We start from the raw sequence: 18,065 nt of genomic DNA, 5'->3' as shown, positions 1-18,065 counted from the left end.
TGGCACTATGGAAGTAGTCACTGCCGCGTGAGGCCAATCACAACCGGCGGTTCCCCGGTTTTCACGGCATCGTTCGAATCTTTTGGAGTAATCATGGCCAGCAGCGCAGGCAGCGCCCCCACGGATCTGACTCCCGGGACGCCCCGCACAGTCGACGAGAGGGTTACCAGGAAGGTCGCCCTCGCCGCCCTCGTAGGCACCGCATTGGAGTGGTATGACTTCTTCCTCTTCACCACGGCGGCCGCATTGGTGTTCAACGCCCAATTCTTCGTCTCGCAGGATCCATTCGTGGCGGCGATGGGCTCTTTCGCCACGCTCGCCGTCGGGTTCGTAGCCCGTCCCATCGGTGGATTCATCTTCGGCGCCCTCGGCGACAAAGTAGGCCGCAAGAAGATCCTCATGGTCACCATCGTCGGAATCGGCGTCGTCACCGGCCTGATCGGCTTGCTGCCGAACTACATGACGATTGGCCTGGCCGCCCCCATCCTGCTGGTGTCCCTGCGGATCGTCCAGGGGCTCGCCGTCGGTGGCGAATGGAGTGGCGCGGTGATCATCGCCGTCGAAAACGCCCCGGTTGCCAAGCGGGCCCGCTACGCGGCGCTGCCGCAGATCGGCTCTCCGATCGGGACCATCCTGTCCTCGGGAGGCTTCTTCGGCATGCTCTTCCTGGTGGGCCAGAACAGCTTCGATGCGTGGGGCTGGCGCATCCCGTTCATTGCAGCAATCCCGCTCCTGGCCATCTCCATGTGGATCCGCAGCAGGCTCAGCGAGTCGCCTGAATTCGAGGCCCTCATGGAATCCGGCGAGACCGAGCATGCCCCCATCCGCGGTGTGCTGAGCAACAGCTGGCGCCAAATTCTTGTGGGCATGTGCTCGGCACTGCTCGGCATCGGCGGCTTCTACCTCATCACCAGCTTCGTGGTCTTCTACGGCACCAAGGTCCTGAAACTGCCGTCCGAGCTGCTTCTGCTGGGCACACTCCTCGCGGCCGCACTCGAAATCGGGGCTTTGGTCTGGGCTGGCAGAATGGGCGAAAAGTTCGGTGCCAGCAAAGTCATCTTGTGGGGTGGCGTGGCCTCGGCCATCATTGCGGTCCCTGTCTTCCTTGCCATTGACAGCCGCAACCCCGTCCTGGTTGTCGCCGGAATGATGATCGGGGTTGCCGTCCTGTCCATCCCGTATGCCGTCTCGGGCACGGCACTGACGGCACTGTTCGCCACCAGGGTCCGCTACACCGGCGTCGCCATCACTTCCAATACCGCAGGCGTCATCTCCGGTTTTGTGCCGCTGATCGCCACGGCGCTGGTGGCCGCCAATGGCAACTCGTATTGGCCGGGCGCCATCATTCTCCTGATTGTTTCCGTACTGACCGCCCTGTCCGGCATCTTCCTGCCCGGCTTGAGCATCAAAGAAGAAGGAATGAAGCATTGAGCACCACTACAGCAGGCCACCTCATCGTCGAGCAGCTTGAACGCGCAGGCATCAAGCGGGTCTACGGCGTCCCCGGCGAGAGCTACCTGGACGTCCTGGACGGCCTCCACGACTCCTCGATCGAGACCATCGTGACCCGCCATGAAGGCGGAGCAGGTTTCATGGCGATGGCCGAAGGCCGCCTCACGGAACTCCCCGGCGTCGCCATGGTGACGCGCGGCCCCGGCGCCGCCAACGCCTTCATCGCCATCCATACGGCGCACCAGGACGCCACGCCCATGATCCTGTTCGTGGGCCTCATCCCCGTGGCTGACCGTGGCCGTGAATCCTTCCAGGAATTCGACATCAACGCCTGGTTCGGCAGCACCGCCAAGAAAGTCGTGACCCTCGACGACGCCGCTTCCGCCGCCCGCGTGGTGGACGACGCGATCTTCACGTCGCTCAGCGGACGCCCCGGGCCAGTCGTGATCGGGCTCCCCGAGGACGTGCTGGTGCACACTATTGATGAAGGCACCGTCGAGCCGCGCAGGGTCGCCCGTCCCGGTCCCTCAGCCGCGGCTTTGGCCGAACTGGAAACGCGTCTCGCCGGAGCCGCCAAGCCGCTCATCGTGGTGGGCGGCGAGGGTTGGACCCAGGAATCCGCGGACGCGCTGGCCGCCTGGGCGGCACGCCACAGCGTCCCGGTCGTGGCCGATTTCCGCGCCTACGACGCCGTCCCGCACAGCAGCGAGTCCTACGCCGGTTTCCTGGGCTACGGCCGCAGTGACGCCACCGCGGCGCTTCTTGACGACGCCGACCTGCTCGTTTTCCTCGGCTGCGTCCGCGGCGACGTCCTCTCCGACGGTTACACCCGCGGCCTCAATGCCGCCACGGTAGTGATCAACCCGGATCCTGACCTCCTGGGCCACTTCGGCCGGGTGGACCAGCACATGACCGCCGACGCCTCGGCGTTCTCCCTGGCCATCGCGGACACGGACTCGGCCGTGCGGCCCGCAGCAGGCTGGTTCCAGGATGCCCGGGCAAATTACCTCAAGTTCTCATCGGCCCAACCTGACGGAGGCTCGGCAGTGGATCTCGGCGTCGTGATGGAGATCCTCAAGCAGGAGATGGACGACGACGCCGTCCTCACCTTCGGCGCGGGAAACCACGCCCTGTGGCCTGCCCGCTACCTGAAGCACAACAGCGCCAACTCCCTGGCCGCTCCCCGCAACGGAGCCATGGGCATGGGAATCCCGGCCGCCGTTGCCGCGTCCCTGGCCTACCCTGGCCGACAGGTCATCTCGGTGGCCGGCGACGGCTGCTTCATGATGAACGGCCAGGAAATCGCGACGGCGATGGGCCACGGCGCGCAGTTCGTCGTGCTGGTGGTGGACAACGGCATCTTCGCCACCATCCGCGAGCACCAGGAAGCCCACTACCCGGGACGCCCGTCCGGCACGCACATGACCAATCCGGACTTCGCGGCCCTGGCCCGCTCCTACGGCGGCTACGGCGAGCGCGTGGACAGGGCGGACGACTTCGCAGCCGCGTTCCGCCGTGCCGTCGACTCCGGCCTCCCGGCCGTGCTTCACCTCCCGCAGGACCCCACCACCCGTTCCCCCAAGAGCAACTGACTGGAGCCCCACGTGATCACGCTCAAGAACATCATCAACGGCCAGGCGGTGGACGCCCCGGCGAGACTGCCCTTCTTCGATCCCAGGACAGGTAACCAGATCGGCACGGCCCCGGATAGTGACGCAGCCGCCGTCGACCTCGCCTTCCAATCCGCTGCCGCAGCTTTCAAGAGCTACAAGCGCACGACGCCGGGCGAGCGCCAGGGCCTGCTGTTGCAGCTCGCGGACCTCATCGAAGCCAACGTGGACCGGCTCCTGGACGCCGAGGTGGCATGCACGGGCAAGCCGCGGGCCGTGACCCGCGAACTGGAGATCCTGCGCGGCGCCGACCAATTGCGCTTCTTCGCCGGAGCTTGCCGCGTGGTGTCCGGCACCGCGTCCACAGAGTACGTGGAGGGCTTCACGTCCACCGTCCGACGCGAACCGCTCGGTGTGGTCGCGCAGATTACTCCGTGGAACTACCCGTTCATGATGGCTATCTGGAAGATCGGGCCGGCGCTGGCGGCGGGAAACACGCTGGTTTTGAAGCCCGCGGACACCACCCCTTGGTCCACCGTGATGCTGGGCGAGTTGGCCCAGCAGGTGTACCCGGCCGGCGTCGTGAACATCGTCTGCGGAGGCCGTGAAGCCGGTGCTGCGATGGTGGACCACGAGATCCCCGAGATGGTGTCGATCACCGGTTCCACCCGGGCGGGCGCCCAGGTCATGTCCGCTGCGTCCAAGACGCTGAAGGATGTCCACTTGGAGCTAGGCGGAAAGGCGCCGGCGATCGTTTTCGCCGACGTGGATATCGCCCGCACAGCGCAGGAAATTGCCCTGAGCGCATTCTTCAACGCGGGCCAGGACTGCACCGCCGTCACCAGGGTGCTCGTTCACGCGGACATTCACGCCGAGTTCGCCAAAGCCCTCGGCACTGCGGCCGCCGCGCTGACACTCGGGGATGACGCCTCGGACCTCGGGCCGCTGAACAGCGCCGCGCAGCTTGAGCGCGTGGAAGGCTTCATGACCCGGCTTCCGGCAAACGCCACCGTGCTGTCGGGCGGCAAGCGCACCGGCGCGGGGTACTACTTCGAACCGACAGTGATCGACGGCGTCTTCCAGACTGATGAGGTGGTGTGCGACGAGATCTTCGGCCCCGTGGTCACAGTCCAGCCTTTCACCACCGAGGAAGAAGCGCTTGAGCTGGCCAACGGAACCAAGTACGCGCTGGCCTCCAGCGTTTGGTCCGAAAACCACGGAGTGGTCACCCGCGTGTCCAATGAGCTCGACTTCGGCGCGGTGTGGATCAATTGCCATCAGGTCATTCCGGCCGAGGCGCCGCATGGTGGTTTCAAGCACTCCGGCACGGGCAAGGACCTCTCCGTCTTCGGGCTGGAGGACTACACCCGGATCAAGTCCGTCACCACCTCGCACCGCTAGGCCATTGGTATGAAACTCGAGCTGCTCCTGCGCAACGCGGACATCATCACCATGGACCCGGACCGTCCCAGCGCCCGCACGCTGGGTATCTGGAACGGCCTCGTGGTGGGACTCGATGAAGACCTTGACGGCCTTGCCGCCGCAGAGATCCTCGACCTCGGGGGTGCCACCGTCACGCCCGGCTTCATCGACGCCCATTGCCACACCACGTGGTTCGGGCTGGGACTGGCCGAGCTGGATGTGTCCAAGGCGCGGGGGCTGGAGGAGTTGTACGGGCTGTTGGAAGCTGCCGGCCCGGCTTCCGGCACCGACCCCGACGCTGGCGTCAAGGCGGCGTCCTGGCTCATGGCCACGGGCTTCAGCCAGCAGCGGCACGGCGGCGAGTTCCCGGACATCCGGGAACTTGACCGCATCACGGGCGAGCGGCCGTTATTCATGCGGCACAACTCCGGGCACATGGCAGTGGTCAACACAGCCGCGCTGCGGCTGGCAGGTGCCGAGTCGCCGTCGTACGCAGATCCCGACGGCGGCGTGATCGTCCGCGACTCCGCGGGGAGGCCCACGGGACTCGTTCAGGAAACGGCGCAGGCACTGATCCAGCAGTTGATCCTGCCGTACTCGATCAATCAGATCGAGGCGGCGTTGGAGCGGGCCACGCGGCACTACGCCTCCGAAGGCATCACGAGCTTCACCGAGGCGGGCGTGGGCGGCGGCTGGATCGGCCATAGCCCGGTGGAACTCGCGGCATATCAGCGGGCGGCCGCCAACGGCAAGCTCCATGCACGCGCCCAAGTCATGCCCGTGCTGGACGTATTGCACCGGCTTGACGGCCATGGCGACGACGGTTCCGGTCACGGTCCCGCGGGCCTGGATTTGGGCATGACCAGCGGATTCGGCGACGAATACCTCTCCCTGGGCCCAGCCAAGGTCTTCCTGGACGGCTCGCTCCTCGGCGAAACCGCCGCGGTCAGCCGTGAATTCTGCAGCCACGGGCAGAAGGACAACAGCGGCAACAGGGGCTACTTCCAAGCCGAACCCGCGCTCCTGCGGGAACGGATCGAGGCTGCCTACGCTGCCGGATGGTCGATTGCGGCGCATGCCATCGGAGACCGGGCTGTTGATCTCGCGATCGACATCCTTGCGGATTGCGACGCCACGTACGGCCCGCGCACCATGCCGAACCGGATAGAGCACGCCTCCATGACCAGGCCGGAACAGCTCGGGCGGCTCGCCGCGGCGGGGATCGCAGTGACTCCTCAGTCCAGCTTCTTCCACGACGGCGGCGACGGCATGGCCGCGTCGCTCGGTCCGGAGCGACTGCCCTGGGCCTATCGCGCATCGTCGTTCCTGTCCGCAGGAGTGACGCTGGCCGGAAGCTCCGACCGTCCCGTCGCGGACGGAAACGTTCTGCGCGGCATGCAAGCCTTCGTGGACCGGAAGACCTCCTCCGGCGCAGTGTTCGGCAACCCGTCAGAACGGCTCACTCCCTACGAGGCACTAGCCGCCTACACCACGGGAGCGGCCGCCGCCACGGGAACGTCGGCCGTGAAGGGCTCCCTGGCTCCGGGCAAACTTGCCGACTTCACCGTCCTGTCAGGCTCGCCGCTTCGCGCCGACAGAATCGCAGAGCTGGACGTCCTGGCCACCGTCGTCGGCGGACGCTTCACCCACAACACTTTGACCGCACTTCAACACAGTTCATAGATTCAGCACAGTTCATAGGGGAACCAATGACGTCCACCACCAGCTTTACCGCCCAGGACACCGCATTTGTCCGGGACTTCCAGACCATGAGCGCGTTCGGGTCCACCGCGAACGGCGGCGTGGACCGGCAGGCCGCCAGCCATCCCGACGGCGAACAGCGGCACTGGCTCACCGGCTTGCTGGAAGCCCGCGGCCTCACCGTCCGCTTCGACCGCGTCGGCAACCAGTGGGGTCTCTATGAGGCCGTGCCCGGAGCTCCCTATGTTGTGGTTGGCTCGCACATGGATTCCCAGCCGACGGCGGGACGTTACGACGGCGCATACGGTGTCCTGGCCGCCGCGCACGCCGCATTCCGGCTGGTTGAGCAGTGGAACGCGCCTGGAGCTGAGGCACCGAAGTTCAACATCGCCGTCGTGAACTGGTTCAACGAGGAAGGCAGCCGCTTCAAGCCTTCCATGATGGGGTCTTCCGTGTACACCGGAAAGCTCCCGCTGGAGGCGGCGTTGGCCACCACGGATGCCGCGGGGATTTCCGTGCAGGACGCCCTGGACGCCATCGCTTGCCGCGGTTCATTCGACGGACCCGAGCCGGCATACTGCGCGGAGATCCACATCGAACAGGGTCGAAGCATGGAACGGGAAGGCATTACGATCGGCCTGGTGTCGTCCAACTGGGCAGCCAACAAGTACGAATTCGTGGTCCACGGCGAGCAGGCACACACGGGCTCCACCGTCATCGCGGACCGCAAGGACGCCCTTTTGGGAGCCTCGATGCTGGTGGTGGCCGCCCGGGACATCGCCAACCACTTCCCCGGAGTGCTGCACACCTCGGTGGGACAGCTGAACGTCTACCCGAATTCGCCCGTTGTGGTGCCGTCCCGGGTCAACTTGCTGCTGGACCTGCGAAGTGCCGACGAATCCGTCCTCGCCCAGGCCGATGCCCTGCTGCACGAACGCATCGCGGAAATCGAGGCGCTGGCCAACGTTTCCGTGGAACAGCACCATTCGCACTCGTGGCCGGTCACTCCTTACCAATCCGAGGGCGTAGAACTCGCCGCCAAGGTTGCCGCCGACCTGGGGCTGTCCAACAAGGAAGTCATGACCCTGGCCGGGCACGACTCCACCAACATGAAGGACATCGTTCCCACCGTGATGCTCTTTGTGCCCAGCGTGGACGGCATCTCCCACAACGAGCACGAATACACCAAGGACGAGGACATCGTCGCAGGCCTGGCGATGCTCACCGAAGTGGTCAACCGGCTCTGCAACGGAGCGCTGGAGGACTAGGGCCGAGACCGGGCGCACCGCGTTCTCCCCTCCGCGGTGCTCTGCGGTGACCGTCCGCGAAAAGTGGCGGGAGCTCGTCCCACACCCCTGGGAAGAGGCTTTCGGCGCCGAGCGCCTGGACCTGACGACCGCAGAGAACTGGGAGTTCCTCGGCACACGGGTGGCGAAGCGCAGTGCGGTGCCGGAGTCTCTGTAATGGTGGAAAAGGGGTGAATGGGCTTCCCGCTTGACCTGAACACGGCCGGACTCAGGTGTTTTCTGTCAGCAGGGTCAGGTTTGTAGGTTCCGGGAAGGCTGCTGCGCGACCGTTAGCGTCTGGGCAATGGCCATGACGCGCTGTTCCACGCTGGCGTTGGGCGGCGCTGCCACCTTGATCGCCCGGAACCCTGTTTCGGACAGGGGTCCGGCAGCCCGCAGGCACTCTTCTATCCGCCCAATGGTCAGTAGCGAGCCAGGCTCAAGGAGTCCATCTGAACGGATGGTCGGGTCGGAAGCCCCGGACCGGGCTGATTCTGGCGGGGCGGGCGGTACGTGGACATCAGCCCAGGCAGGACCATACCTCGTGTCAATGCTCGAGCACCCGGAAAGTACTACCCCGCCCAGAAGTCCACGTTCACGAAGGTAGGTTATGTGTTCGTGCCCGGCCTCTGGTCGCCGCTGCTCGATGACCGACCGCCCCCAGTTGACCACCATGCCGAAAGGATGACCTGTGGCGTCACCTGCCCGCTGCACAGCCTCTGCCTCCGCTTCAAGGGGAAGGAAGCCTTTGGCGGGGGCTTGGCCTGGTATCAGGGCGTCGCAGTGTTCCAGGACGAGGCGGGCGCCGGCCGTGTCCCGGCCAGCCAGTTCGGTCAGCGAGGATTCAAGCGCGGCGGCCGACGCGGCATCTTTGGCGGCTACCGGGGCAGCATGCAGCTCGAGGGCGACGACGGCGGGCCTCCCCAACTGCCGGTTCAGGCGCTTCACCGACTCCAGCGCATCCTGGACAAAATCCAGTGCCGACCTCCGGCCGGAGGCGGACGTTGAAGCGAGGCCGAAGCTCTGGTCGGCCTGCACCTTGGCCATGGTCCCGGGGATCGTCGTCACCACGAAGCACGCATCTTCCGGGAGCTGTCGCAGGAACCAGGCTTCATCCTCTTTGTGCAGCTTCCCCGAGAAGGGAATTTCCAGGCCGGCCACACCGTCCAAGGCAAACACGGAAGCCAGGAAATTTCCTTCAGCAGCGGGATCCCATCCCGTGAGGCTTGGTGCGGCGGCATAGGCGCCAATGAAGTAGGGAGTTCTGTCCGGGCTTGTCAAAGGCATCATGGTCTCCACGGGTTGGTGGCCGTTAGCGGCTGACGGGCTCGCGTGTCTGCAGCATCGGCAGCTCGTGTCGGCGGGGGAGGCCTTCCCAGTCACCAGGAACGAGGCAAGCAAATGCGCCGGCTGTCGTGGCGGTGATGAGCCTGTCCTGTGGTTCCCGACCTGCCACGAGTTCAGCCAGGTATCCGGCGACGAATGCGTCGCCGGCGCCAACTGTGTCCACGGTGTCGACGGCTACTGCCGCTTGGCGGAATATTGTGCCGTCGATGAGGGCCAGCGAGCCATCCGCGCCGAGCTTTATGACGGCCTGGCTTGGACCGAGCGCAGAGATGCGCCAGGCGAGCTCCTCCGGGTCGCCCGCGCCGACCGCGATCGCGGCTTCATCATCGCCCGCGAACACGATGTCGGCGAGCGGGATGATGTCCCGGTAGACACTTCGTGCAGCTTCCGGTGACCACAGGTTTCCGCGGTAGTTCAGGTCAAAGGAGACGGTCACGCCGTGGGCACGCGCCGCGTTCACCGCATACCTGAGGGTTGATTCCGCCTGCGTCGAAAGCGCGGGTGTAATACCGGTGACGTGCAGCAAGGCAGCTCCGGACACCAGTTGTTCGTTGATGTCCTCCGGCGTGATCCTGGATCCGGCGCTGCCGGACCGGTAGTAGCTGACGCGTTGGGTGGCGGGCGTCCGGCGTTCCTTGATCATTAGCCCGGTAGGGGCGAAAGGGTCGACGGCGGCCCGGACGTCAACGCCTTCGGCGCGGATCTCCCGCTCCACCAAGGCGCCCACCGAGTCAGCTCCCACGCGTCCGCACCAGACAGCCTGTACGCCGAGCCGTTGGAGCCCGATGGCGACATTTGATTCCGAGCCGCCGATGCCCAGGCTCAGTGTGGATGCGTGGGCGAGAGGCCCCACCTGGTCAGTGCGCATCAGCGCCATGGTTTCGCCGAAGGTGAGAATGTATGGGGCGTCGTTCATCGGGCTGCTCCGAGCTGGGCTGCTGTCTGGTCCACCAGGTCGCGGACGCGCCGCGCGCGGCCCTTGAGTTCCTGCAGGTCGCCGCCTTTGAAGGCATCACCCAACAGTGGGCCGCCCAGGCTGACCGCAAGTGCTCCTGCCCGGATCCAGGCGGGGACGTCGTCGATGTCCACGCCGCCGGAAGGGATGACCTGGATGTCAGGGAAGGGCCCGCGCAGCTGTGAGACATAGCCGGGACCCACGGTGGAGGCGGGGAACACCTTGACGGCTGTGGCGCCCAATGTCCAGCCGGCATGGAGTTCGGTGGGGGTAAGGCCGCCTGGGTATACGGGTGTGCCGCGGCGGACGCAGGCGGAAATAATGTCCGGATTGGTGACGGGAGTGACGATGTAGGCCGCGCCGAGGTCCAGGGCAGTTTCTGCTTCGGCGGCCGTGGTGACGGTTCCGACGCCGACTTCCAAGGCGTCGCCGAACCTTTCCTGAAGGCGGGGAAGTTCGTCCCATACACCTGGCGTGCTCAAGGTCAGTTCGATGCTCCGTACCCCGCCCAGCTGGAGGGCCTCGATGATCGGGGCGTACTCGGAAGCATGGCTGGCACGGAGGACAGCCACAACCCGGGTTGCGCTGAGGATGGCTGATGGGGCCGGGCGGAGAAGAGTGCCCTGGTCATCGAGGCGCTGCATTGAATTTCCTTCTGGTCAGGTGTGCGATGGTGACGTTCCCGACGGCGGCGCGTGCCGCCGTCGGGTGTTCAATGTTTTTATTTGGCGTGTTGGGCTGCCGTCGCGTCGGCGCCCGCACCGGCGGCTGCCGTGATCATTTCGCTGTGGTGCCGGGCGTCTTCGGGGTCGGTGAGGTCGCGGTTGAGTGTTTCCGGCGTGAGCCGGGTTGCGATGAAGCTGACCACCATGGTCAGCGACATGTAGATGGCGACCGGGATCCAGGAGTTGCTGAAGAGGCCCAGCAGCCCGGCGCAGATCATTGGTGCGACACCGCCGCCGATGATGGAGGAGAATTCGCGACCCAGGGTGACGCCGGCGTAGCGGTAGCGGCTGCCGAAGATTTCGGGGAAGTAGCTCATGTGGACGCCGACGACGCCCTGGCAGGCCAGCATGAAGCCCACGATGATCACCAGGACAATGGCCACGGGGGACCCGGTGGTGAGGAGCATGAAGGCCGGTGCCGGAAAGAGGATCAGTGCCCCGGTGATGAGCGAGACGACGCGCCGGCGGCCGATCTTGTCCGACAGGATTCCGAAGGACACGGCCGCGACCCCGCCGCACAGTGCACCAATGAGGAGGACCGGGGGGATGAACTTGGGGTCGGTTCCGACGACGGTGATCAGGTAGGAGGCCATGAACACCTGGATGGTGTAGGACTGGGTGCTGACTCCGAGGTTCATGAGGATGACCCGCAGGACGTTGGCCTTGCCGTTCTTGGCGACTTCCTTCAGCGGGGCCGGGGGGACGGTGCGGGCCTGCTTGATTTCTTCGAAGACGGGGGACTCGTCGAGCTTGCGCCGGATGATCAGGGCGGCGATGGTGACAAAGATGCTGGACAGGAACACCAGCCGCCAGCCCCAGGTGAGCATGTCGTTCGGCGCGAGGGATTGGGCCGCGATCCATACGAGAGCGCCGAGGGCCGTCCCGGCAGCGGCGCCGACCATGATGAGTGAGGCGATCTTGCCGCGGGTGCCGGGCGCTGCGGATTCGGTGAGCAGCGTGGCGCCGCCGGACTGCTCGGCGCCGGCGCCGAAGCCTTGGGCTGCGCGGCAGACGCAGAGCAGGACCGGGGCGAAGATGCCGATCTGGCCAAAGGTCGGCAGGAGCCCGATAGCCAGCGTGGCGCCGCCCATGAGCAGCAGGGTGACCACCAGAACCCATTTGCGGCCGAGCCGGTCGCCGAAGTGGGAGAAGAAGATCCCGCCGAGGGGGCGGAACAGGAAACCCACGGCGAAGGTGGTGAAGCTGGCGATCAGGGCCGCCGCCGGGGAGACGTTAGGGAAGAACAGTTTGCTGAAGACCAGGGCGGAGGCGGTGCCGTAGATGACGAAGTCATACAGTTCGAGGGTTGTGCCGATGAGGCCGGCCACGGCTGCCTTCCGGACCTTGCTTTGGTCAACGTTCCCCGGGGGGACGTGCGCTGCTGTGGTCATTTCCATACTCCTTTGAATGGATGCCTGCTGTGTTTCTTGTTTGTGGTGATTCAGTAGGTGATGAGGACTTTGAGGTTGGTCGGGTCGGCCACCGGTGCCGTGAGCGCGGTCGCGGCGTCTTCGAGTGGGTAGGTGCTGGAGATGATGGACTGCAGGTCCACCACGCCGGAGGCGGCGAGGTCGATCGCCGTCGGGAACGCGTTGGCGTACCGGAACGCGGTGACGAGGTCGATCTCGTAGCGCTGGAGGAATCCGAGCGGAATCCCGTCCACGGTGGGTTTGGCCTGGCCGACGACGGTGGCGCGGGTTGCCGGTGCCAGGGTCTGGATGCCGTCGGCGAGGGCCCGGGTGTTCCCGGAGCATTCGATCAGCCGGTCCATGCCTGCGAGGTCCAGGGGTGTGGTGGCAGTGTTGATGGTGCGGGTGGCGCCGAATTTTGTGGCGACGGCGAGGCGGTCGTCGTTCACGTCCGTCACTACGATTTCGGCGGCGCCTCGGGATGCCGCGACACGGGCGACGAGCAGTCCGATGGGTCCGGCGCCGGTGATCAGGACCCGGTGGCCTTTGCGGACCTGCGCCCGTTCGACGGCCCAGACGGCGACGGCGAGCGGTTCGATCGCGGCGCCAATTTCGGCCGGGATAGTGTCCGGCAAGGGGTGGACGGCGGCTTCGGGGACCACCATGTGGCGCGCGAAAAGCCCATCGGTCGGGGGAGATCCGAAGCAGGTTCCGGTGGGGCAGAGGTTGTAGCGTCCGGACAGGCAGGTGGCGCATTCCCGGCAGGGCAGTGCGGGTTCAATGACGACGGCGGTGCCGGCGGCCATTTTCGCGTCGGGTCCTGCGGCCATGACGACGCCGGCGCCTTCGTGTCCCAGGACCGTGGGCTGGCGCAGCACGTTGGTGCCGTTGCGTCCCTCGGCGAAGTAGTGCATGTCCGAGCCGCAGATTCCGCCGGAGCGCATTTCGACCAGGAGGTCGTTCGGGCCTAGGGGTGTCAGTGGTTTGTGCTCGATGCGCAGGTCCCGGGCGCCGTGCAGCACGGCGGCCTGGGTGCCGGTGGGAAGCGCGGATGCGTTCGTTTCGTGGATGGCTTGGGTGGTCATGGTGTGCTCCGTGTGGGTTGGAGGGCCCGGGCTGAAGCGAGGGAAACGGGTGTTCCGGCTTCTGCGATGGCGGCCAGTGGTCCCGCTGTGTGAATGATGTCGATGAACTCGCCGGTGCGCAGGATGAAGGCTTCGCGTTCGGCCAGTTCCTCGCCAAGGAGGTGGTGGTCGCCGATGACCTTGCGGGCGAGGTCGTGCCCGGAGCGGGATCCTGCTGCGAGGCCGGCCAGCATTGCGCGTGCCGGGTCCTCCATGGCGTGGGCCTGTGGGCCGGGATCGAAGCCTGGCAGCGGGGCGATGCATGCGAGATACGCGGCGGTGGTGAGGGCCAGGAGCTGGGGCATCCCGCCGTCGTCGAGCATCTGCAGTGCAGGCAGCGGGATTCGCTGGCGGAGTTTGACGGATCCGTCGGATCCCACCTGGCTGGTGCGGTGGCCGAGGGCCGTGTTGCGCCACCGGGTGAAGAGCTCTTCCTCATAGGCGTCCACGTCCACATCGCGCGGCACCGAAACGCTGGGCAGGTACTCGTGGCGGAGCACCGAGCGGGCAGCCAGTTCGATGGAAGGGTGCGAAACGGATTCGGGGATGGTGACGGCGCCGGCCAGGGCCCCGAGGTAGGCGATGAGGGAGTGCGTGCCGTTGAGGAGCCGGACCTTCAGTTGCTCGTACCCGGCCACCTCGTCGGAGAACACTGCTCCGCCGTCCTCCCATGTGGGGCGACCGGAAATGAAGTTGTCCTCGATGATCCACATGCTGAACGGTTCGGCGGCGACCGGGATCCGGTCGTCGTAGCCCCGGTGGGACGCGACCATCCTCCGGTAATGGTCCGTGGTGGCCGGCACGATGCGGTCCACCATGGAAGAGGGGAAGCTGGTGCAGGCGTCGATGAAGGCAAGGGCTTCGGCGGCTTCTGCGGCCGGGAGAAGGGAGGCGAATTCGCGAACCAACCGCTGGGTGTGGTGGCCATTGTCGGCCAGGTTGTCGCAGCTAAGGATGGCGACGGGTTCGCCGTGGGACCGGGACCGGTGCTGCAGGCCTCGGACAATCTGCCCGATTGGAGTCTGCGGTGAGCCGGGGTGGGCCAGATCGTGCCGGATTGCCGGGTCCTGGAGGTTGAGTGAGCCAGTGGCGGGCGTGTAGTTATAGCCGTTCTCGGTGACGGTGAGGGACACGATCCTGGTACCGGCGTCGCCGATTGCCTTTGTTACGCGGTCCGGGTCGGCGGCGGCCGTGAAGGCGTCCGTGTGTACGCGGGGAACGGTGAAACCTGAGCCCGCGGGTGATATTTCCACCACGGTGTAGAGCATGTCCTGGACGTGCATAGCGTCCGGGATGGTGGTGGAGCGGCTGGCGACGCCGATGATGCCCCAGTCACCGCCGTTGGCGGTGATGGCGGCGTCGGTGTAGACGGCCTGGTGAGCGCGGTGGAAGTTGCCGAGGCCCAGATGGACAATCCCGGGGGCCGGTGCTGCCGGCCGCCGCAGGATTCCGGGGATGGCCGCAGTCAGTGGAGAGGTGGCCATGGTTCACCAGTCCTTCATGGAGCCGTCGAGCTCCCGGGCGATGGGCAGGTAGGCCTGTTTGTAGGGGAACCGGGCTGCCGCTGCTTCGTCGACCTCGACGCCGAGGCCGGGTTCTTCGCCGGGGTGGAGGTAGCCGTCCTCGAACCGGAAACTGGACTGGAAAACCTCCGACACCAAGGGGTCGTAGCCCATGTATTCCTGGATGGCGAAGTTGGTGGTCGCCAGGCCGAGGTGCAGCGATGCCGAGAGGTTGATCGGGGAGACATCCGAGGGGCCATGCGGTGCGCCCTTGATCTGGTACACCTCGGCCAGCGCCAGGATTTTGCGGACGTGGGAGATGCCTCCGGCGTGGACGACGGCGGTGCGGATGAAGTCGATGAGGCGTTCCGTGATGAGGTGCTCACAGTCCCAGATGGTGTTGAAGACCTCGCCGATGGCCAGCGGGATGGTGGTTTGCTGGCGAAGGGTGCGCAGGAGACGCTGGTTTTCGGCCGGGGTGACGTCTTCGAGCCAGAACAGGTCTACGTCTTCGAGGGACCGGGCCAGGCGGGCGGCTTCGGTGGGGTTGAGACGGTGGTGGACGTCGTGGAGCAGCTTCAGTTCGGGCCCGACGTGCTCGCGGACCGCGGTCAGGATTCTCGGGGCGTGGCGGAGGTAGGCGGAAGTGTCCCAGTCCTCTTCGACCGGTCCGGCGCCGCGGCCGGCGGGCTCATAGCCGGCAGCTCCCTTGGTGACGCCGTAGACCTTGTCCAGGCCGGGGACCCCTGACTGGGCGCGGACGGCACGGAAGCCTTGTTCTCGGCGGCGGTCAACGGAGTCGAGGAGTTCGGGGAGGTCCCAACCGGTCGCATGGGTGTAGGTGAGGATCTTGTCCCTGGCGGCTCCGCCGAGCAGCTGGTAGACGGGTACGTCCAGCGCCTTGCCCTTGATGTCCCAGAGGGCCAGGTCAATCGCTCCGATGGCGGCCATGGTGACGGGTCCGCGGCGCCAGTAGGCACCCCGGTAAAAGTACTGCCAGGTGTCTTCGATGCGGTCGGCGTCCCGTCCGAGCAGGGCGGGGGCGAGGTGGTCGCGGAGGTAGCTGGCTACGGAGAGTTCCCGGCCGTTCAGGGTGGCGTCGCCCCAGCCGACGATGCCGTCGTCGGTGGTGATTTTGAGGGTGACGAAGTTGCGGCTTGGGCTGGTGACAATGACGTCGACGTCGACGATTTTTCGGGTCATCGGGAGATCACTACATTCTTCAGGGGCTGGTTCGTGGACAGTCGGGTGATGTTTTCAGCGATTTCGATTGCGCGGCCGCGGAAGGTTTCGGCGGTGACGCCGGAGGAGTGTGGGGTCATGATGATGTTGTCCAGGCGGCCGAAAGGCAGTGCTGACGGTTCCCCGCGTCCCTCCGGGCCGGGGTACTGGTACCAGACGTCGATGGCGGCGCCGGCGATCCGGCGGTCTTTCAGGGCCTCGTAGAGGGCCGCTTCGTTAACGACTGGGCCCCGGGCGACGTTGACGATCTGTCCGCTTGGGCCGAGGTCGTCCAGTTCTGCCGAACCGATCAGGGAGGTGGTTCCGGCGTCGAGCGGGATGCTGACCACCAGCACGTCGGATTCGCTGAGGGCCTCGCCCAGCTGGTCGGTGGTGCCGGTCCAGCGCAGGGAGTGTTCTTCGGTGTTGACGGTTCCGCTGCGGGTGATGGCGATGCCTTCCGCGCCGAACGCCCGCAGCAGGTTCCAGGCGGCACTGCCGATGTGTCCGAATCCGAGGAAGGTGACCACGGCGCCCCGGAGTGTTTCGGGCTGGCGGATGTCGGGGGAGTAGACGGACGAAGACCAGACGCCGGTGCGCAGGGCGGCATCCTGGCCGAGCAGGTTGCGTCGCAGTGCTACCAGCACGGTGGCGATGTGTTCGGCGATTGAGCCTTCGTGGTGGAAGGTGTTGGCGCAGACGGCCCCGGCTGGCAGCGCGTCGGCATCGATCCCGTCATAGCCGGCCCCGGCGACGTGGACCAGCCGTAGGTTCCGGGCCTCGGCGCCCATGGCAGCGGTGAACTTCGGTCCTACATAGACGTCGGCGTCTTTCAGGTCTGTCAGGACCGAGTGTTCGTTCCAACTCTCGTGCCAGGAGGTGACGGTGCCGTTCGGCAATGCCGCTTCGAAGGTGGCGCGTTGCGGCATCAGGTTGGAGTCTGCGATGACGATTCTCATGGTTACTTTCCCTGGAGGGTGTGGTCTGCGTTGCGGGCGGCGAAGGTTGATCCGCGCACGATGAGCTGGGAGTTGAGGTGGACCGCCTCGGTGGCGTTCGGTTTGCCGGCAATTTGTTCGAGCAGGAGTTCCAGGGCCAAAGAGCCACTTCGGGTAATAGGTACACGGACCGAGGTCAGCCCTGGCTCGGCCGCCGCAGCGATGTCAAGATCGTCGATGCCCACCACACTGATGTCCTCAGGGCAGTGGTAACCGAGGGTCCGCGCGCCGGCAAGCACACCGATGCCGACCAGGTCGTTGTACGCGATGACCGCCGTGGCACCGCTTGCGACCACCGAAGCGGAGGCGGCTAGTCCGCCGTCGACCGTGGCGTTCTGGTTACCAACGGTGACCAGTTCGATGCCCCACTCATCACAAAGCCGGGTGACCGCGGCGAGGCGCTGGCTGTTGGCCCAAGAGGACGCCGGGCCGGGAACGTAGGCCAGCTTCCGGTGCCCCAACGCATAAAGGTGTTCCACCGCCTGGCGGAGTCCCTCGCCGACTTCCATCAACACACGCGCTGCGTGCTCGGCTTCGCCGTTGATGACCACGAGCGGTGCGTTGCCGGCAAGGTCGTGGATGTCCTTGGACGGGAGCCGGGGGGAGCACAGAATGATGCCGTCCACCCCGGATGCAAAACCGGACAGGTGCTCACGTTCACGGGTGGACGACTCTGCGGTATCAGCCAGAATCATGCGGTGCCGCCCGTGCCAGGCCTGGTCCTGGATGGCCTTGATCAGGGCCGCGAACACGGCGTTGGAGATGTCCGGAACGATCACACCGAACGTCCGGCTGCCCGTGAGTCCCGGGACGTCGTAGCCAAGTTGAACGGCTGCGTCCATGACTTTCTGCCGGGTTTCAGCGGCAAGCCGGCCCGGATCGCCAAAGGCCCGTGACGCCGTTGCGAGGGACACTCCCGCGAGTTTTGCGACGTCAGTCAGTTTTGCGGCCATCGGTCCTCCAGTTGCTTCGTTGAAACCTTGCTTCATCAGTATGGAAATACTTGTACAAGTTTGTCAAGAAGTTTCCATGATGTGCATCACGGAGTTTTCGGGATTCCGGGTAGGTGGTTGCCGGCAACATTCATCGCCGACTCGGGCGACATCCCTCGAGACCGCGCGGCAGAGCTGCGGCCGCGGCGCCGCCTGCCCTGCCTCCGGTCCGAGAGGCATCGTCTCCGACCAAGGTGTCGGGGTGGCTCGGATCGTGTTGTGTCGGTGAAGTGCAAGGTAAGCCTTGTCCCAGATCCCTGCGGCCTCGTGGACCGTCCCGGCCGGGCATTTACGGGGCAGCCTTAAGCGATCTGGGCATCA

The 18,065-nt window shown here is 65.9% G+C and carries 15 protein-coding genes; 6 read left to right on the top strand and 9 right to left on the bottom strand.

All coding sequences use genetic code 11. The annotated features are described in order from the left end of the window. Positions 1-93: 93 nt before the first annotated feature. From BMF89_RS01840 to BMF89_RS21810, 6 genes are read left to right on the top strand one after another with little or no spacing between them, the layout of a single operon-like run. Entirely contained in the window at positions 94-1,431 is a 1,338-nt protein-coding gene (locus tag BMF89_RS01840) for an MFS transporter (protein ID WP_078105388.1), read from the top strand. After that, on the top strand, positions 1,428-3,044 hold the full coding sequence (locus BMF89_RS01835; RefSeq protein WP_078105387.1) for a thiamine pyrophosphate-dependent enzyme: 1,617 nt from the start codon (positions 1,428-1,430) through the stop codon (positions 3,042-3,044). Before BMF89_RS01840 ends, BMF89_RS01835 begins: the two co-directional genes overlap by 4 nt. A gap of 12 nt (positions 3,045-3,056) precedes the next feature. Next, positions 3,057-4,463 carry a gamma-aminobutyraldehyde dehydrogenase gene (locus BMF89_RS01830; protein ID WP_078105386.1) on the top strand — a complete coding sequence of 469 codons (1,407 nt, stop codon included), beginning with the start codon at positions 3,057-3,059 and terminating at the stop codon, positions 4,461-4,463. A gap of 9 nt (positions 4,464-4,472) precedes the next feature. Then, a complete protein-coding gene (locus tag BMF89_RS01825) occupies positions 4,473-6,167 on the top strand; it encodes an amidohydrolase (RefSeq protein WP_078105385.1) in 1,695 nt (564 codons plus the stop codon). 26 nt (positions 6,168-6,193) lie between these two features. Further along, complete coding sequence (locus BMF89_RS01820) at positions 6,194-7,453, top strand: M20 family metallo-hydrolase (RefSeq protein WP_078105384.1); 1,260 nt, start codon at positions 6,194-6,196, stop codon at positions 7,451-7,453. A gap of 46 nt (positions 7,454-7,499) precedes the next feature. After that, complete coding sequence (locus BMF89_RS21810) at positions 7,500-7,649, top strand: hypothetical protein (protein ID WP_171983371.1); 150 nt, start codon at positions 7,500-7,502, stop codon at positions 7,647-7,649. Between the two features lie 74 nt (positions 7,650-7,723). Here the strand turns inward: BMF89_RS21810 and BMF89_RS01815 are convergent, their stop codons facing one another. From BMF89_RS01815 to BMF89_RS01775, 9 genes are all read right to left on the bottom strand, one after another. After that, positions 7,724-8,758: a DUF4862 family protein gene (locus tag BMF89_RS01815; protein WP_216353773.1), complete on the bottom strand. Its 1,035-nt coding sequence runs from the start codon at positions 8,756-8,758 to the stop codon at positions 7,724-7,726. Positions 8,759-8,783: 25 nt separating this feature from the next. Continuing rightward, complete coding sequence (locus tag BMF89_RS01810) at positions 8,784-9,734, bottom strand: sugar kinase (RefSeq protein WP_078105382.1); 951 nt, start codon at positions 9,732-9,734, stop codon at positions 8,784-8,786. Continuing rightward, positions 9,731-10,417 (bottom strand): bifunctional 4-hydroxy-2-oxoglutarate aldolase/2-dehydro-3-deoxy-phosphogluconate aldolase, encoded by a 687-nt coding sequence (locus BMF89_RS01805; RefSeq protein ID WP_078105381.1) that lies wholly within the window; start codon positions 10,415-10,417, stop codon positions 9,731-9,733. The genes BMF89_RS01810 and BMF89_RS01805 overlap by 4 nt, the downstream gene beginning before the upstream one ends. 77 nt (positions 10,418-10,494) lie before the next feature. Beyond that, positions 10,495-11,889: an MFS transporter gene (locus BMF89_RS01800; protein ID WP_078105380.1), complete on the bottom strand. Its 1,395-nt coding sequence runs from the start codon at positions 11,887-11,889 to the stop codon at positions 10,495-10,497. A gap of 50 nt (positions 11,890-11,939) precedes the next feature. Then, on the bottom strand, positions 11,940-12,992 hold the full coding sequence (locus BMF89_RS01795) for an NAD(P)-dependent alcohol dehydrogenase (RefSeq protein WP_078105379.1): 1,053 nt from the start codon (positions 12,990-12,992) through the stop codon (positions 11,940-11,942). Then, on the bottom strand, positions 12,989-14,515 hold the full coding sequence (locus BMF89_RS01790) for a mannitol dehydrogenase family protein (protein ID WP_078105378.1): 1,527 nt from the start codon (positions 14,513-14,515) through the stop codon (positions 12,989-12,991). Before BMF89_RS01790 ends, BMF89_RS01795 begins: the two co-directional genes overlap by 4 nt. A gap of 3 nt (positions 14,516-14,518) precedes the next feature. Next, positions 14,519-15,736, bottom strand: a complete 1,218-nt coding sequence (gene manD / locus BMF89_RS01785) for a D-mannonate dehydratase ManD (RefSeq protein WP_078105377.1) — start codon at positions 15,734-15,736, stop codon at positions 14,519-14,521. Further along, positions 15,733-16,713, bottom strand: a complete 981-nt coding sequence (locus tag BMF89_RS01780) for a 2-hydroxyacid dehydrogenase (RefSeq protein WP_078105376.1) — start codon at positions 16,711-16,713, stop codon at positions 15,733-15,735. Before BMF89_RS01780 ends, manD begins: the two co-directional genes overlap by 4 nt. A gap of 2 nt (positions 16,714-16,715) precedes the next feature. After that, complete coding sequence (locus BMF89_RS01775; RefSeq protein ID WP_078105375.1) at positions 16,716-17,705, bottom strand: LacI family DNA-binding transcriptional regulator; 990 nt, start codon at positions 17,703-17,705, stop codon at positions 16,716-16,718. Positions 17,706-18,065 lie beyond the last annotated feature (360 nt).

The organism is Arthrobacter sp. SRS-W-1-2016 (assembly GCF_002009585.1).
GTDB lineage: Bacteria > Actinomycetota > Actinomycetes > Actinomycetales > Micrococcaceae > Arthrobacter > Arthrobacter bambusae_A.
The sequence above is the reverse complement of the archived record's forward strand: the minus strand, read 5'-3'. Positions and strand labels throughout refer to the sequence as shown.

Coding starts and splice junctions, on each gene's coding strand:
- BMF89_RS01840 (WP_078105388.1), top strand. CDS start 94: ATGGCCAGCAGCGCAGGCAGCGCCCCCACGGATCTGACTCCCGGGACG.
- BMF89_RS01825 (WP_078105385.1), top strand. CDS start 4,473: ATGAAACTCGAGCTGCTCCTGCGCAACGCGGACATCATCACCATGGAC.
- BMF89_RS01820 (WP_078105384.1), top strand. CDS start 6,194: ATGACGTCCACCACCAGCTTTACCGCCCAGGACACCGCATTTGTCCGG.
- BMF89_RS01815 (WP_216353773.1), bottom strand. CDS start 8,758: ATGCCTTTGACAAGCCCGGACAGAACTCCCTACTTCATTGGCGCCTAT.
- BMF89_RS01810 (WP_078105382.1), bottom strand. CDS start 9,734: ATGAACGACGCCCCATACATTCTCACCTTCGGCGAAACCATGGCGCTG.
- BMF89_RS01805 (WP_078105381.1), bottom strand. CDS start 10,417: ATGCAGCGCCTCGATGACCAGGGCACTCTTCTCCGCCCGGCCCCATCA.
- BMF89_RS01800 (WP_078105380.1), bottom strand. CDS start 11,889: ATGACCACAGCAGCGCACGTCCCCCCGGGGAACGTTGACCAAAGCAAG.
- BMF89_RS01795 (WP_078105379.1), bottom strand. CDS start 12,992: ATGACCACCCAAGCCATCCACGAAACGAACGCATCCGCGCTTCCCACC.
- BMF89_RS01790 (WP_078105378.1), bottom strand. CDS start 14,515: ATGGCCACCTCTCCACTGACTGCGGCCATCCCCGGAATCCTGCGGCGG.
- manD (WP_078105377.1), bottom strand. CDS start 15,736: ATGACCCGAAAAATCGTCGACGTCGACGTCATTGTCACCAGCCCAAGC.
- BMF89_RS01780 (WP_078105376.1), bottom strand. CDS start 16,713: ATGAGAATCGTCATCGCAGACTCCAACCTGATGCCGCAACGCGCCACC.
- BMF89_RS01775 (WP_078105375.1), bottom strand. CDS start 17,705: ATGGCCGCAAAACTGACTGACGTCGCAAAACTCGCGGGAGTGTCCCTC.